The organism is uncultured Tateyamaria sp. (assembly GCF_947488715.1).
Classification (GTDB): Bacteria; Pseudomonadota; Alphaproteobacteria; order Rhodobacterales; family Rhodobacteraceae; genus Tateyamaria.
This window is the reverse complement of sequence record NZ_CANLAG010000002.1, coordinates 638,118-652,545: the sequence shown is the minus strand read 5'-3', so window position 1 is coordinate 652,545 and position 14,428 is coordinate 638,118. Positions and strand designations below refer to the sequence as shown.

The following is a 14,428-nucleotide window of genomic DNA, read 5'->3' as shown; positions in this document are numbered from 1 at the left end:
GATTTTCACGCCATACGTGCGCGTATTAACGTTCTTGTAATACCCCGCAATTCGCGTAAAATTACAACCATCGACTTTGATCGTAGGCTGCCGCCTTTCATCTTATTTTTATGCCGTGTGATGGTTATTGTACCCATGTCTTTTCACGATCCTAACAACCCGCGCCATGGCCGCATTTTTGAGTTGCTGCGCCAGAATGATGCCGCTCTGAACACGTCCAACACCCCGCGCGTCGCGCGACAAGACGCGCTAAACCCGTCGGATGTCGATGCGCTCAAGTCTCTGGCGCTCAAGTCGCTGGAACGGTCAGACGGGCGCGGACGCGCCGCGAAATCCGGTCGCCACGACAAACTTCTCTGAACTGTCGGCACGTGACGCGGGTGGCTTGACGTTTGCAACCTTGTCAAAGCGTTGCTTGAGCAGTTTTTGCAGGCTGCCCTCTGCCCCACCAGCAAGCACTTTGGCGACAAATGTGCCGCCCTCCTCCAGCACATCAAATGCGAAATAGGCCGCGGCCTCGCACAGTGAGATGATGCGCAGGTGGTCGGTCTGTTTGTGACCTGACGACGATGCCGCCATGTCGGACATGACAACATCCGCCTTGCCGCCCAGCCAGCCTTTGACCTTTTCGTCGGCGTCGTCTTCCATGAAATCCAGTTGATACAGCTCGCACCCGGCGATGGGCTCCATCTCTTGCAAATCCACGCCCAGGATCGTGCCGACCGCTTTGCCGGACCGTTCGCCCAACACGTTGCAGCGTTTGACCGCCACCTGACACCAGCCGCCAGGGGCTGCGCCCAGATCGACGATGCGCGCGCCGGGCACCAGAAACCGAAACTTGTCATCAAGCTCAAGGATCTTGTAGGCTGCGCGCCCCCGATACCCTTCGGCTTGCGCGCGCTTAACGTAGGGATCGTTCAACTGCCGCTGCAGCCAGCGCGTCGAAGACAGCTTGCGCCCGCGTGCCGTCTTGACCTTCACCTTGAGATCACGCTGCCCGCGTCCGGATGTGTTCTTGCCGCTTGGGGTCTTGGCCACGGGGTCTACCCTTTCCATATCAGGCGTGTCCGATACCGCGCGTCGCCGCGCGTATCAAGGTCACACCATCTGATCATCCAGAACGCCATCGGCGCTCATCTGCGCATAGAGTAACCCCTCGCGCAAACCGCGATCCGCCACCGACAGACGGTCCGTGGGCCAACAGCGCATCAACGCCTGCAAAATTGCAGCCCCCGACATGATCAATGCATGACGGTCCGATCCAATGCGCGGGTCCGCGCGTCGCCCGCCTGGTCCCATCGACAAATAGGAACGGATCACCGCATCGATCTGTTCTGATGACATGCGCAGGCCGTCCACCTTGGTCCGGTCATAGCGTTTCAGCCCCAAATGCGACGCAGCCACGGTTGTCACCGTCCCCGAGGTGCCGACAATCTGAAACCGCTCGGTCGGCTCTGTCGCGTGATACGGCGAGAAGTCCGCCAGGTTTTCCTCGAAAAACCAGCTCATCAACGCAAAGCGCGCGGCATCGTCCTCGACATCGTTGAACTGCTCGCGCAGCGTCGCCACGCCCAGCGGGACGCTGATCCAATCCACCACACGTGCCTCTGGCACATCGCTCACCGCGCGGATGAACCCAGAGTGCAGCCGCATGATCGCCTGTGGCCGGTCCCGTTTCGGCACCGCAGACAGGTCAATCCACACCAGCTCGGTTGAGCCGCCACCAATATCAACCACCAACAGGTTTTCCGTCTTTGGGCTCACCAGGGGCGCACAAGAAATCACGGCCAGCCGGGCCTCTTCCTCCGGCTCGATGATATCTAGCCGCAGGCCTGTTTCCCGGTGTACCCGTTCGATGAAGTCACGCGCATTTACGGCGCGGCGACAGGCTTCGGTCGCGACCAGGCGCATGCGCTTGACCTTGTGCCGCTTCAGTTTCTGCTGACAAATCCGCAATGCCTGTACGGTGCGTGTCATCGACCCGCGCGACAGCTTGCCAGACCGCTCAAGGCCAAGGCCCAGCTGCACCGATTTCGAGAAACTGTCGACAACATTAAACCCCGCGCCTCGCGGCTCGGCGATCAGCATACGACAACTGTTCGTGCCCAGATCGAGCGCGGCATAAAGCTCGGGCGATCCTGGGGCACGCGGCACGGGCTGAGACCGCAAAGCGTGGCCTCTTTTCTGAAACGCGCCCGCACCTTGGGGACGCTTTGGCGCCATCTTCTGCGCCTTTCTTTTCGAGTTGCACCAACGATAAGTCCTAAGTGTCAGCCACGCAAGTGGCCGCGGACCTGTGACACCCTCTACCCGCTGAAATCGCACAGGTTCCGTCGCGGTTCGCCGCAGGATCAATATGAAAATTTCGAGATTTACCGACGCTCCGCGATACGCCATCACCACCACAGCCATCACCGCGCCGCTTTACAGGTCGCAACAGTGGCTGGTTTTGTCGAAAACAAGCCGCGTGCTGCACCTGTCGTGCCGTATTGAGGGAAAAATTGATCGGAGGAATCAGATGCCGGACGTCACCATCGTATTTTGGCGCGATATTCCCGCACAGGTGATCGTCGGCAAGGGCCGTCGTGGTGCCAAACGCCAGCTCGAAGAGCGGTTTGAGCAGGCCATCGACCGTGCCGCGATGAAGGTGAACGCCAAGGACGCGGACGCCTATCTGGCCGAGTGGCGCAAGGCCGCGCCCTACCCGGTTGACGGTGACCCCGACGCCGTGGCCGAGGCCGAAGCCGTCCGTCTTGAAACCGAATATGACACCGCGCGGATCAAGGCGCTGATCGACAACGAGGGATGGGCCTAGACCCCGCAACCCCAGCCAGGAGGCACCGTTATGGCATTGCTGAACTTCAAGAAAGATGACGGGCCCACGCCTGGCACGCTTGGCCCAGATGTCGAGGCGTTTTTGCAGGGATACTCGATCGAGGTCATGCCCCGCACCGCGCAAAAGGTCGATGATTTTCGCGCCATCCTGCCCGCTGGTACGCGCGTGTACATCGCTCATATCGAAGGCACGCCCATCAGAGACATGGTCGCAACCGCCAAACGTCTGAACGACGAAGGCTTCCCGGTCATGCCGCATTTTCCCGCGCGCATCATCAAGGACGCGGCCACGCTCGCCGACTGGATTGCGCGCTATCAGGGCGAAGCGGATGTGGATCAGGCGCTATTGTTGGCCGGGGGTGTGGACACGCCGCATGGCGACTACCACAGCTCGATGCAGCTGCTCGAAAGCGGGCTGTTCGACAAAGCCGGGTTCAAGAATCTGCATGTCGCCGGACACCCTGAGGGCAACAAGGACATCGACCCCGACGGTGGCATGACGAATGTCGAGGACGCATTGCGCTGGAAACAGGACTTTTCCAACCGCACGGACGCACAGATGGCGATTGCCACGCAATTCGCCTTTGAGGCCGCACCGATCATCACGTGGGCCGACAGTCTCAAGGATGCTGGCATCGACCTGCCGATCCACATTGGCATCGCGGGCCCGGCCAAGCTGCAAACAATGATCAAGTTCGCGATTGCATGCGGCGTCGGTCCGTCACTGCGGGTGTTGCAACGCCGTGCCAAGGACGTGACCAAGCTTTTGTTGCCGTTCGAGCCGACCGACGTGATCTCGGAACTGGCCGCACACAAGGCCGCAAATCCGGATTTCAACATCTCCCAGGTGCACTTTTTCCCGCTGGGTGGGATCAAGACCAATGCCAACTGGGCCATCGAGAACGGCGGCGCCGCCGCGGTTCCAGCCAACGCCTAAAGGACTGCAATTATTATGGTACGCACCGTCGTCGAATCCAAAACCAAGACCGCGTTGATCGGTTTTGATCAGCCCTTTTGCGTTATTGGCGAACGCATCAACCCCACCGGCCGCAAAATCCTGAACGAAGAGCTTGAGCGCGGCGACTTCTCGCGGGTGGAATCCGATGCGCTGGCCCAGGTTGCGGCGGGTGCCACCGTGCTCGACATCAACTCCGGTGCCGTATTCTCGAACAAGATGGCCGAAGACCCTCGGTACGCCGACAACAACTTTGTCGAGCCCACACTGATGCAGCAGCTCGTTGAAACCGTTCAGGCCGTGACCGATTGCCCGCTCTGCATCGACAGCTCGGTACCGGGTGCGCTGGAAAACGGTTTGGCCGCCGCCGAGGGTCGCCCCCTGCTCAATTCCGTGACGGGCGAAGAGGAACGGCTCGAACTGGTTCTGCCCTTGGTCAAGAAATACAATGTGCCGGTTGTCGCCATTTCCAACGATGACACCGGTATATCCGAAGACCCGGACGTGCGTTTTGCCGTCGCCAAAAAGATCGTGGAACGTGCCGCCGATTTTGGCATCCCGGCCCATGACATCGTTGTGGACCCGCTGGTGATGCCCATCGGCGCAATGGGCACCGCCGGGTTGCAGGTTTTCACGCTTGTGCGACGCTTGCGCGAAGAATTGGGCGTTAACACCACCTGCGGCGCGTCCAATATCTCCTTTGGCCTACCAAACCGACATGGCATCAACAATGCGTTCCTGCCGATGGCCATGGGGGCCGGGATGACCTCTGCGATCATGAACCCCGTCGCCCTGCCCGTTGGTCCAACCAAGATCGCCGAAAAACGCGCCGAGATTGAGGCCGCTGGCATCGTGTTGCCGGATGGGATGGACGACGAAGCGTTGGTGCAATTGTTTGGCATGGGATCGACCAAACCCCGTGCGGGCAAGGAAATGGAGGCCATTCGCGCCGCCAACTTCCTGACCAACAACGATGATGGCGGCGGTGCGTGGATCGAGTTCAACCGTACAGCGCCCAAAGCCGGGCAAGAATCGCGCGGTCGTGCCGGTCGCACGGGCGGGCGTCGCCGCCGCGCATAACGCCCCCACACGCTTACAAAAAATCGCAACCCGCGCCCTGCATCGGCGCGGGTTTTTTCGTGCTGTGATACGGCATCACGCAAAACCCCGTCGGTACGGGCCAAACCAGTAACGCAGTCTTAACCGAGCGTCCGCTACACCCCTGATGCAGATTGAACATTCGGAGGTGTGGCATGGCATCAAACGCACATGCGGCAAACTGGCGGTGCCATGGTTGAGACTCTTACTTTGCCGCCGCGGCTGGACGCATCCACAGTCAATGGGTTGAGCCGCGAAATCACATCTCGCCTCGACACCGGGACACTACGGTTCGACGGATCGGGCGTGACGCATATGGGCGCGCTTGGTGTCCAACTGATCATGAGCGCCGCACGCTCTGTGCGCGCAAATGGCGGCCAGATCGAAATCACCGACCTGAGTGACCGCGCAGAGCGGCAATTGTCATATATGGGGATCACACCCGAAAATCTTGTGGAGGGCGCGTAATGGGGCTCGAAATTCTGGCTGTGGATGACAGCCGCACAATGCGTGACATGATCCGTTTGGCGCTGGAGCCTGCGGGCTTTACGGTTCACACCGCTGACGACGGCATCCACGGCACCGAGGTGCTTGCCAAAACGGCGCCCGACGTCATCATCACCGACATCAACATGCCGCGCATGGACGGTTTTGGTTTCATCGACGCCGTGCGCGACCAAAGCGCTTATAAAACAACGCCAATCCTCGTCCTCACCACTGAGGCGGCACCGGAACTCAAGATGCGCGCCCGCAGCGCCGGTGCAACGGGATGGATCGTAAAGCCTTTTGACCCCGCCAAACTGGTCAAAGCCCTGCAAATGGTCGCTGGTTAGGAAACTTGAGCATGGCACCCACCGATCCCATGGCCGAAATTCGCGCCTCCTTCTTCGTCGAATGTGAGGAACTGCTCGAGGCGATGCAGGACGGCCTGCAATTGATGGATGACGGCGAGGATGACAGCGAAACCATCCACATCGTGTTCCGGGCTGTCCACTCGATCAAGGGTGGTGCTGGTGCCTTCGGGCTCGAAGCGTTGGTGCGCTTCGCCCACAAATACGAAACCGTTCTGGATGGCGTGCGTTCCGGTCGCCTGAATGTAGATTCTGAACTGCTGAAATTGTTCTTCCGCGCAAGCGATCACCTTTCGGACTTGGTGCGCGCCTGTCGCGATGACACCGACATTCCCACTGCCCAGGGCGAACACCTGGCGGGGGAACTGGACGCCTGCATCGCCGCCGAACCCAGTCTCGCAGAGCCAGAGCCGGAAATTGACTTCAACCCCGTTGGTTTGAAGCTCGATTTCGACTTTGGTCCGGACTTGTCTGAGGAAACCACGTCAGAAGGCGTAAAAACCTATCTGATCACCTTCACGCCCGACAATGAAATGTACGAGAACGGCAACGACGCTTACCCCGTTTTGCACGCATTGTCCGAGTTGGGTGACTGCAAGGTCACGTGCAACACATCCAAATTGCCCAGCTTCGACCAACTCGTTCCAGAGACGTCCTACCTTTCCTGGAGCATTGAGCTTTCAACAGCAGTTGATGAGGCGGAAATCAACTCCACATTCGAATTCGTGGAAGGTCTGTGCAGTTTCTCCGTCACCGACTCCGATGGCGAAACTCCCGAGCCCGTATCGATCCCATCGCTTGAGCCACTGCCTCCCCTTGATAAAGCGCCAACTGCGCCGCCCGAACCCATTTCCGCATCTGCGCAGCCTGCACAAAAACCCGAAGAGCAACGCGCACCTGTTGCTGCGAAATCCGTTGTACGCGTGGATCTGGACCGTATCGAACGCTTGGTGAACCTCGTTGGTGAATTGGTGATCAACCAAGCCATGCTCGCACAAAGCCTACTGAGCGCCGGGCTTTCACCGCACTCGGACGCCATGAATGGCCTCGAGGAATTCCAACGCTTGACCCGTGATATACAGGACAGCGTGATGATGATCCGCGCCCAACCGGTCAAGTCGCTCTTTCAACGCATGTCTCGCATTGTTCGCGAGTCGTCGGCGGCCGTCGGAAAAAATGTGCGCTTACACACCGATGGCGAGACGACAGAGGTCGACAAAACAGTCATAGAACGGCTCGCCGACCCGTTGACCCATATGATCCGAAACGCAGTCGATCACGGTTTGGAAAGCACCGCCGACCGCGTCGCTGCCGGCAAACCTGAAGAAGGCGTTGTACGATTGTCCGCCGCACACAGGTCCGGCCGGGTGATCATCGAAGTCGCCGATGACGGTGCAGGTATCGACCGGGCGCGTGTTTTCAAGATTGCTTGTGAAAAGGGACTGGTTGCCGCAGACGCAGCACTCAGCGACACTGAGATTGACAACTTACTCTTCCTTCCTGGTTTTTCCACCGCCAGCACTGTGTCCGATCTGTCTGGGCGAGGCGTTGGCATGGACGTGGTTCGCACAGCAATCCAGGCTTTGGGCGGCCGCATCTCAATTGCCTCTAACGAAGGGTCCGGGACCACGTTCACGATCTCATTGCCCCTCACCCTTGCGGTCCTCGACGGCATGGTCGTCGAAGTTGCTGGAGAAACCCTAGTTTTACCGCTGAACATGGTTGCAGAAACCATGACGCTCACCGAAACGTCCCTAGAAACACTGCAACCAGGCCTCAATATCGTTCGAGTCAGGGATGGTTTTGTCCCACTTTTCGACTTGGGTCATTTGCTAGGTTACCGAGACCGAAAGGACACGTATGTCGATTCCGTGGCTCTTCTCATTTCACACGAAGATGGCCGCGCCGGTGCGCTGATCGTCGACGAAATCCAAGACCAACGCCAGGTTGTCATCAAAGGCCTCGACGACACCTATTACCGCGCACCAGGGATCGCCGCCGCGACAATACTGGGCGATGGGCAAATTGCCTTGATTCTCGACCCATCCGACATCGTCGCCCAAGCGTCCGACCTGTCACGACCGGCACCCGCCCCAATGAAAATGGAAGCATGACATGCCCGAAACACTCGCTACGCAAACGGTAGAACTGCTTACCTTCAAACTCAGTGATCAAGAGTATTCGCTGGACATTATGAGTGTTCGGGAAATCCGCGGCTGGACCAAAGCCACCCCCCTTCCCCATGCACCAAGCTTCATGCGTGGTGTCATAAATCTCCGCGGTACAGTTCTGCCTGTGATGGATTTGGCCGAGCGCCTTGGGCTGCCACCCAAAGAGCACTCGGACAGGCATGTCATTATCGTGGTCAAACATGAGGACACAATGACCGGGCTGTTGGTCGACGCTGTGTCGGACATCATTGCGTTGGAAGAAAGCGATTTGCAGCCGCCGCCGGACAGTGTCGGCCAGAACCATCCTACCGTCATAAAGTCACTGACTTTGATCGACAACAGAATGATACGCGTCTTGGACTTACCTAACGTGATCTCAATCGTGCAAAGCGATGCCGCTTGATGGATGCTGATCACTCACGGCCCAACATGGATCCAGCATCATTCGAAGAACTCTCCGCTCTTGCGCGTCGCGAGTGTGGTCTAAAGTTGAGAGCCGAGAAAAGGATGATGGTTCAATCCCGATTGAGGCATCGGTTACGGGCTTTGCAAATGAATGAATTTCAGCACTACGTTAAGCATGTCTGTTCTGACGCTGGAATTTCAGAAAGACGCCATATGATATCGGCGCTCACAACAAACGTTTCACATTTTTTTCGAGAGGCTCACCACTTTACAACTCTATCAGACAGGCTGGGTAACGTTATTCGCCAAAAGATATCTGATGGGCGCCGCATTCGAATTTGGTCCGCCGGCTGTTCAAACGGACAAGAACCGTACTCAATTGCGATGTATATGCTGAGGAATTTCCCCAAACTATCTCATTCAGATTTTCGCATACTTGCCACTGACATTGATCCCAAGGTAGTTGATTTCGCGCGAAACGCGACCTACTCCGAACGCCAAGTGGCAGGTTTGTCCGCAGCAGACAAGCAGCAATTCACAGATGTCGTTTCCGATTTGGAAGATGAGTTCAAAGTAAAGAAGTCAATACGTGATTGTATTAGATTTCATGAACTCAATTTGTTTTCCGAGTGGCCCATGCGGTACAAGTTCGACGCAATATATTGCAGAAACGTCGTTATCTATTTTGATCAGACGGCTCAGGAAAGCCTATGGTCACGCTTTCACGCGGAGCTAGAAAGCAACGGGCTATTTTTTCTGGGCCACTCCGAGAGAATATCATCTGCCTTGGAACATGGGTTCAAGTCTGTCGGACCGACTTCCTATGAACGTATAGAGCGATCACTTTCCAAAAATGGACAGTCGCGAAAGGACATACATGGCACTTCGTGATAAAATTCGCATTATGGTGGTCGATGATATGTCGACAAGCCGCGGTATCTTGACCCAAACTTTGGATAGTTTTGGCATCAGACACATCTCGACTGCTGAGGATGGGCAGAGTGCAGTTCATGCGTTGGCAAAGTCGCCGGTACACCTGGTCATCTCGGACTATAATATGCCGAATATGGATGGTCTCAAACTGCTTCACCACTTGCGTTCATCTGCACAGACAAAGTCCGTAGGCTTCATATTGATTACGGGTCGGACTGAGCAGCAGATTATCGATTACGGCCGAAAACTTGGCATGAACAATTTCCTGAAGAAACCGTTTCAACCGCAGGACCTTCGCAAGTGCATTGAAACTGTCGTAGGTCCGTTGTGAAAGCAAAGTCAGAGACTAGCGACATTAATTTCCAGCGAGTCATGGGGAATATGGCTGGCCTACTGGACCAATTGGCTGCGGACCTCGAATCTGTCTCAGATGGCATCTCGGAGCTAAGCTTGTCTGATTCTGCAAACATTCAAAGCCAGTCGATCATAGATTTCCAAAAATTGGACAATTTGCATCAATCACTCATCGACCTAGCTCGGTTGACCGAGGCTCTTACCTTGCGTGGGGAAATGCAAACACTGGCCATCTCTAGTCTGCAACTGGCAACGACAAAGGATCTGCTTGATCAGGAATCCACAATTCAAGAACGCCAGGCCGGGTCTCTAGACTTGTTTTGAAATGAATTTTACGAAAGAGTATGGAGCATTTTCAGAAGATCTCCACATCATGGCCTATTGCCGGGGTCGGCCGAGGCTCAATGCACCCCACTTCTGTATCGCTCACCCTTTGCAATACACGTCCAGATGTGGGCCAGAATCGCAGTGTTCGAGCTCGCGTACCACCCAAAGACTGGGTAACAAGTGGAATGCCCTCTTTCTTCAGGTAAGAAACTGTAAATTCTGCGTTCTGGGCCCCAATATCGGAAAGCCCCTTGATCATTCTGGCGCCCCCAAATGCTTTTGCTTTCAAACGGGGCTTTGAAGCACCAAGTTTGACGAGGTCGTTGATCAGCAACTCCATAGCGCTCAAACCTGACAGGGTCCGAACGGTATCGCCCGCTGAACCCTGAGCCAAAAGCATATGGTTCATACCGCCTACACCGGCTTGATCATCCCACAAACAGCAAGACACGCAGGACCCTAACAGAGTAGAGATTACCACTTCATCGAAGGACGATGTCGCGTACTCACCTTGTGTGATGTGGATGCGCCGTTCGGTCACAGTGGATAAACCTCATGCTCCTTAGCCTTTAGCCGTGCCAGCATCTCGGTTCCGATCTCCTCTATTGGGAATTCTGCTTCGGACGCGTTCATGGCCAACGCAGCGCCCGGCATTCCGTAAACGGCACAGCTGTCCCGTGATTGTCCCAGTGTCGTCGCTCCACCGCGCCGAAGGGCCAACATGCCTTTCGCGCCGTCAGTCCCGAGCCCAGTCAATAACAATGCGCCGACTTGGTGTGCCCATGGGACCGCTGATGCAAACAATACGTCGACCGAAGGGCAAAATGTGTGATCTACTCTCTTTGCAGTGAAGTTGATATGCCACGCTCCGCTGTGCCAAGTGACACAAGTCTGAGCGTCAGTTGATGGCGCAATGCGGATCTCTCCAGGCGCTAGGCGCATACCGTCCGAAGCCAGGCCAATATCATGCGAGACAAGGCGGTTCAGCCGTTTTGAGAAACTCTTGAGATAACTGTGTGGCATGTGCTGTGCAATTACGATTGGCGGCGCATCCTCGGGCAGCTGGTTGACCAGGACTTCAATCGCTCCCACGCCTCCAGTCGAAGCACCAACAAGCAGAATTTGGTCGGCGAAATTGGGTTTGGTTGATCTGTCTACAACGTTCGGGAGCGCCCGACCTGTTGCGGCTGCGTAAATGCAGTCTCGTAAGTGTGCATTTTCATCATGCGTTGGGATCGCGGGCTTGTTCAGACAAAAAGTAGCGCCAACAGCCATCGCGTGTGTGGCTGCATTGGGTTGCCTGTCAAATGCACCGGAAAAAACGATGACCGGCATCGGTCGCAATCGCATGATATGACCAAGAAACTCCAAACCGTTCATACCGGGCATCTCAATGTCCAAAGTTAGAACGTCTGGATTTGTCGCCTTGATCACGGCACGCGCCTCGTCGGCGGACCCGGCGGTTCCAACCAGCTCCAGTCGAGGGTCGGTCGCGACGACGCTGGTGAGCCACCGCCGAATTGTGCGGGAGTCATCCACAACAACAACACGGCTTGGTTTCATTTCATGAAGCGCATTCACGGTCTCAGCCCGCCTGCGCATAGGCTTCTTGCCCATCCCGCCTCTTGTCTCGCAAGACAAACTCACTGAGAGTACCGGTCAACGCTTCCGATTGAGACAGTAGTATTCGGCTCGAAGAAGACGTTTGTTCGAACATTGCGGCATGCTCTTGTGTGGACCTGTCAATGTCCGAGACCGTTGCGTTGACATCCGCGATGGCTTGCGACTGTTCCGAACTGGCTGCAGCTATACTGGTCATGTGATCACTGATGTCGGTCACTGAGTCTGCGATTTCACTTAATGCCTTACCTGTTTCCCTAAACAAATCCACACCACGATGGACATGATCCCCACTTGTTTGGATCAGCGCCCCAATTCGAGACGCCGCGTTTGCGCTTCGTTGCGCGAGCGCGCGCACTTCGGATGCAACCACGGCAAAACCCCGTCCCGCTTCGCCCGCGCGTGCTGCTTCCACGCCGGCGTTCAGCGCGAGAAGATTGGTCTGAAACGCGATGTCATCAATCACCGACACGATATGTGCAATTTCACCAGAACTGTCCCGGATCGCAATCATGGCAGCTTCCGCTTCTTGCAAAATGGCCCCATGTGCCTGCGCCCGTGCGCTTGTTTCGCTCACCATTCGGTTGGACGCGTTTGCGCGGGATGCGGCTGTCTGAACGTTCTTGGTCAACGCATCCATCGTTTGCGCCGTTTGTTGCAAGGCTATTGCTTGCGCCTCGCCTTGTTTTGCCAGTTGGTGCGACGCCGTCGAAATCTCAGCGCTTTGTTGGCGGATTGTGAAACCAGTGTGCGACGCTTCAAGCAGCGCGCGTTCCAAAGTGTCACATGCGGCATTGAAGTCTAGTCTAAGTTGTTCATAATCCTCGGTAAAGCGTTCCTCGAGACGTACGGTCAAGTCACCGTTCGACAGTTTGGCAAGGCCGGATCGCAAAACATCCACCACCTGCGTTTGTGTCTGTTGCATGGACGATCGCTGAGCTTCCGCAGCTTGCAAGGCACGCACGGCTTTTGTGACATCAGCGGCCAACAGCACAAACTGTACCACCTTGCCATCTGCATCACGCACGGCTGACATACTGCCCCGCAATACAGTTGCGATTTGAAACGGACAAAGCGCCAACGACCCATCCCAATGATCCTTGATCACAAGCTCTTGCCAGGATTGATCCGCGTTCAGTTCTGACCAAGACACGCCCACAACCTCTTGACCAACTGCCTCGACGAAGTTGCCGTTGGCTTTCAAGACCGTTCCACTGGGTGAAAAATCCACACGAATTTGATGTGTGTCCAAACTTTGCAATACGGCCTGTTCACGGCTGGTGGTGGTAACATCCGACAACTCAAGAACCCAGCCCGCCATCGTGTCGTCGGCGGCGCGTATGGGATCGAGCACGATGTGCAAAGACACGTCATCAATAACCAAATCTGCACGGTGCCGTTCCCGGTGATTGCTCTCAAAAATGGCGCGTGTTGCGGACGGAAGCCACGAGGGCGGTCCAGCCAAGGGCCGCGTTTCTGCCGCCAATGCCAGCCTGTCACACAGATCCTGCGCTGCCGTATTCCTGTACGTTTCTGATCCGTCTGCGCCCAGAATGATCATAGCGGCAGAGCTGGCATCCATCGCTGCACTTCTGATCCGGTTGTCTTGCATCGCAATTTCGGCGTTGCGCAGTGTACCCTGAAACGTCTTCAATGTGCGGGCCATGTCGCCGATTTCATCGCGCCGGTCAGTGGCGGGTATGGTGGCGTCATACCGCCCTTGACCGATCATGCGCATGGCGCGCCGCAATTGGTTCAATGGCGCAGCCAGACCGCGGGCAATGAACATGCCCGCCAAGGTCATCACCGCAAGGACAATGGCACCCTGGGTCATCATCGTATTCAGAACCAACGTCGCAGGCGCAATGAGATGTGCCATCGGTTCACGTGTCACCACGCGCCACTCAGCCCCCTGTTTTGTCAGGGCTTCTTCGGCAAAGACATCATCAGTTGCCCCATCCATGTCTGCAACGCGCGCACCGGGCTCCAGCACCGAGGCGATGACAAGACCGTCCCGGCCAGTGACGTAAGTCGCGCCATCATCGCTGAGGGCAACCGAGTGTGTCAGAATCCGCGCAATCGCATCGCCGGACACACGGTACACCAGAGTTCCCATTGGATCACCGCCGCCGTCGCGGATCACGGCGGCAAAATGTGTCACCGGCTTTTCCGCCGCTTCAGGCACTGCAAAATCGACCAAAGCACCCAAGCCACCCTCGACGCGCGACGCCGCAAGGGCCGCATCGCGCAGCAATGGCGGTGTGTCAGCCGCAGCAAAATCCGCACCTTTGAAGACGGAGTAGTACACCGCCCCGTCCCGCCCAATGAGGAAGACATCGTCATAGCCACGTTGATTGGCCATAGATCGGAAAAATTCGTGGTGTTTTCGATGGTTACGGGAATAGGCCGACCTGTCATCGGGATAGATCAGTGCATCCCGTTCGGCGACCGGGTTTGGGTTATCGTCGACATAGACCTTGCGCAAATACTGTGTCGGATCGCCGTCCAGCGTGCGCCACGCGCCCTCAAAGGACCGCAACGCATTGATGATATTCGGGTTCTGCGATTGCAGCGCGATATCGTCCAGTGTCCAGTCCAGCCACTCGTCGATTTCCACCTGCCGTGCGTGGGTCGTCGCATCCAAACGCACGTGACCTTGCTCAATCAGTGCCGTCTTGGCCACGCGGTAAGAGAAAAACCCCATGGCCAGCATAGCCACAGCCGCCATTGCAAACATCATCAATGGCAGTTTCAGAGAAATCCGCGGCGACTTTCGCCAGTCAACGCCCATCTATGCGCACCCCGTGCATGTCTTTGACGGCACAGTAAGCAAAGAGGGATGAAGAGCGGCTTAATGCAATCGGGCCAGTGGCGCAAAA

16 protein-coding genes are annotated in these 14,428 nt (G+C 56.6%); 11 read left to right on the top strand and 5 right to left on the bottom strand.

What is annotated here, in order from left to right; all coding sequences use genetic code 11:
- The first annotated feature begins 135 nt into the window (after positions 1-135).
- Entirely contained in the window at positions 136-360 is a 225-nt protein-coding gene (locus tag Q0936_RS07520; RefSeq protein WP_299377978.1) for a hypothetical protein, read from the top strand.
- Here Q0936_RS07520 and Q0936_RS07515 read toward each other — a convergent pair.
- Positions 307-1,038, bottom strand: coding sequence for an RlmE family RNA methyltransferase (locus tag Q0936_RS07515; RefSeq protein WP_299294392.1), 732 nt, complete (start codon positions 1,036-1,038; stop codon positions 307-309). The two genes, Q0936_RS07520 and Q0936_RS07515, sit on opposite strands and share 54 nt — an antisense overlap.
- Positions 1,039-1,098: 60 nt before the next feature.
- Positions 1,099-2,223: a Ppx/GppA phosphatase family protein gene (locus Q0936_RS07510; protein WP_299145440.1), complete on the bottom strand. Its 1,125-nt coding sequence runs from the start codon at positions 2,221-2,223 to the stop codon at positions 1,099-1,101.
- 295 nt (positions 2,224-2,518) lie between these two features.
- Between Q0936_RS07510 and Q0936_RS07505 the strand changes: the two genes are divergently transcribed.
- From Q0936_RS07505 to Q0936_RS07460, 10 genes are all read left to right on the top strand, one after another.
- The gene (locus Q0936_RS07505; RefSeq protein ID WP_299294429.1) at positions 2,519-2,815 is read left to right on the top strand and encodes a virulence factor; all 297 of its coding nucleotides are present in this window, start codon (positions 2,519-2,521) and stop codon (positions 2,813-2,815) included.
- Between the two features lie 30 nt (positions 2,816-2,845).
- On the top strand, positions 2,846-3,772 hold the full coding sequence (locus Q0936_RS07500; protein WP_299294391.1) for a methylenetetrahydrofolate reductase: 927 nt from the start codon (positions 2,846-2,848) through the stop codon (positions 3,770-3,772).
- A 15-nt stretch (positions 3,773-3,787) separates the two neighbouring features.
- Positions 3,788-4,870: a methyltetrahydrofolate cobalamin methyltransferase gene (locus Q0936_RS07495; protein ID WP_299294389.1), complete on the top strand. Its 1,083-nt coding sequence runs from the start codon at positions 3,788-3,790 to the stop codon at positions 4,868-4,870.
- A 210-nt stretch (positions 4,871-5,080) separates the two neighbouring features.
- A complete protein-coding gene (locus tag Q0936_RS07490) occupies positions 5,081-5,356 on the top strand; it encodes an STAS domain-containing protein (protein ID WP_299294387.1) in 276 nt (91 codons plus the stop codon).
- Complete coding sequence (locus tag Q0936_RS07485; protein WP_299145451.1) at positions 5,356-5,721, top strand: response regulator; 366 nt, start codon at positions 5,356-5,358, stop codon at positions 5,719-5,721. The genes Q0936_RS07490 and Q0936_RS07485 overlap by 1 nt, the downstream gene beginning before the upstream one ends.
- An 11-nt stretch (positions 5,722-5,732) precedes the next feature.
- Positions 5,733-7,853, top strand: coding sequence for a chemotaxis protein CheA (locus Q0936_RS07480; RefSeq protein ID WP_299294385.1), 2,121 nt, complete (start codon positions 5,733-5,735; stop codon positions 7,851-7,853).
- Between the two features lies 1 nt (position 7,854).
- Positions 7,855-8,313, top strand: a complete 459-nt coding sequence (locus tag Q0936_RS07475) for a chemotaxis protein CheW (protein ID WP_299294383.1) — start codon at positions 7,855-7,857, stop codon at positions 8,311-8,313.
- Complete coding sequence (locus tag Q0936_RS07470; RefSeq protein ID WP_363323274.1) at positions 8,313-9,206, top strand: CheR family methyltransferase; 894 nt, start codon at positions 8,313-8,315, stop codon at positions 9,204-9,206. Before Q0936_RS07475 ends, Q0936_RS07470 begins: the two co-directional genes overlap by 1 nt.
- On the top strand, positions 9,193-9,579 hold the full coding sequence (locus tag Q0936_RS07465; RefSeq protein ID WP_299145458.1) for a response regulator: 387 nt from the start codon (positions 9,193-9,195) through the stop codon (positions 9,577-9,579). Before Q0936_RS07470 ends, Q0936_RS07465 begins: the two co-directional genes overlap by 14 nt.
- Positions 9,580-9,629: 50 nt before the next feature.
- A complete protein-coding gene (locus tag Q0936_RS07460; RefSeq protein WP_299294379.1) occupies positions 9,630-9,926 on the top strand; it encodes a hypothetical protein in 297 nt (98 codons plus the stop codon).
- Between the two features lie 31 nt (positions 9,927-9,957).
- Here the strand turns inward: Q0936_RS07460 and Q0936_RS07455 are convergent, their stop codons facing one another.
- The 3 genes from Q0936_RS07455 to Q0936_RS07445 all read right to left on the bottom strand — a co-directional run bounded on the left by Q0936_RS07455 (position 9,958) and on the right by Q0936_RS07445 (position 14,277).
- The gene (locus Q0936_RS07455) at positions 9,958-10,338 is read right to left on the bottom strand and encodes a chemotaxis protein CheD (RefSeq protein ID WP_299294377.1); all 381 of its coding nucleotides are present in this window, start codon (positions 10,336-10,338) and stop codon (positions 9,958-9,960) included.
- Between the two features lie 128 nt (positions 10,339-10,466).
- Entirely contained in the window at positions 10,467-11,546 is a 1,080-nt protein-coding gene (locus tag Q0936_RS07450; RefSeq protein ID WP_299294375.1) for a chemotaxis protein CheB, read from the bottom strand.
- Positions 11,515-14,277, bottom strand: a complete 2,763-nt coding sequence (locus tag Q0936_RS07445) for a methyl-accepting chemotaxis protein (RefSeq protein ID WP_299377976.1) — start codon at positions 14,275-14,277, stop codon at positions 11,515-11,517. The genes Q0936_RS07450 and Q0936_RS07445 overlap by 32 nt, the downstream gene beginning before the upstream one ends.
- Between the last annotated feature and the right edge of the window lie 151 nt (positions 14,278-14,428).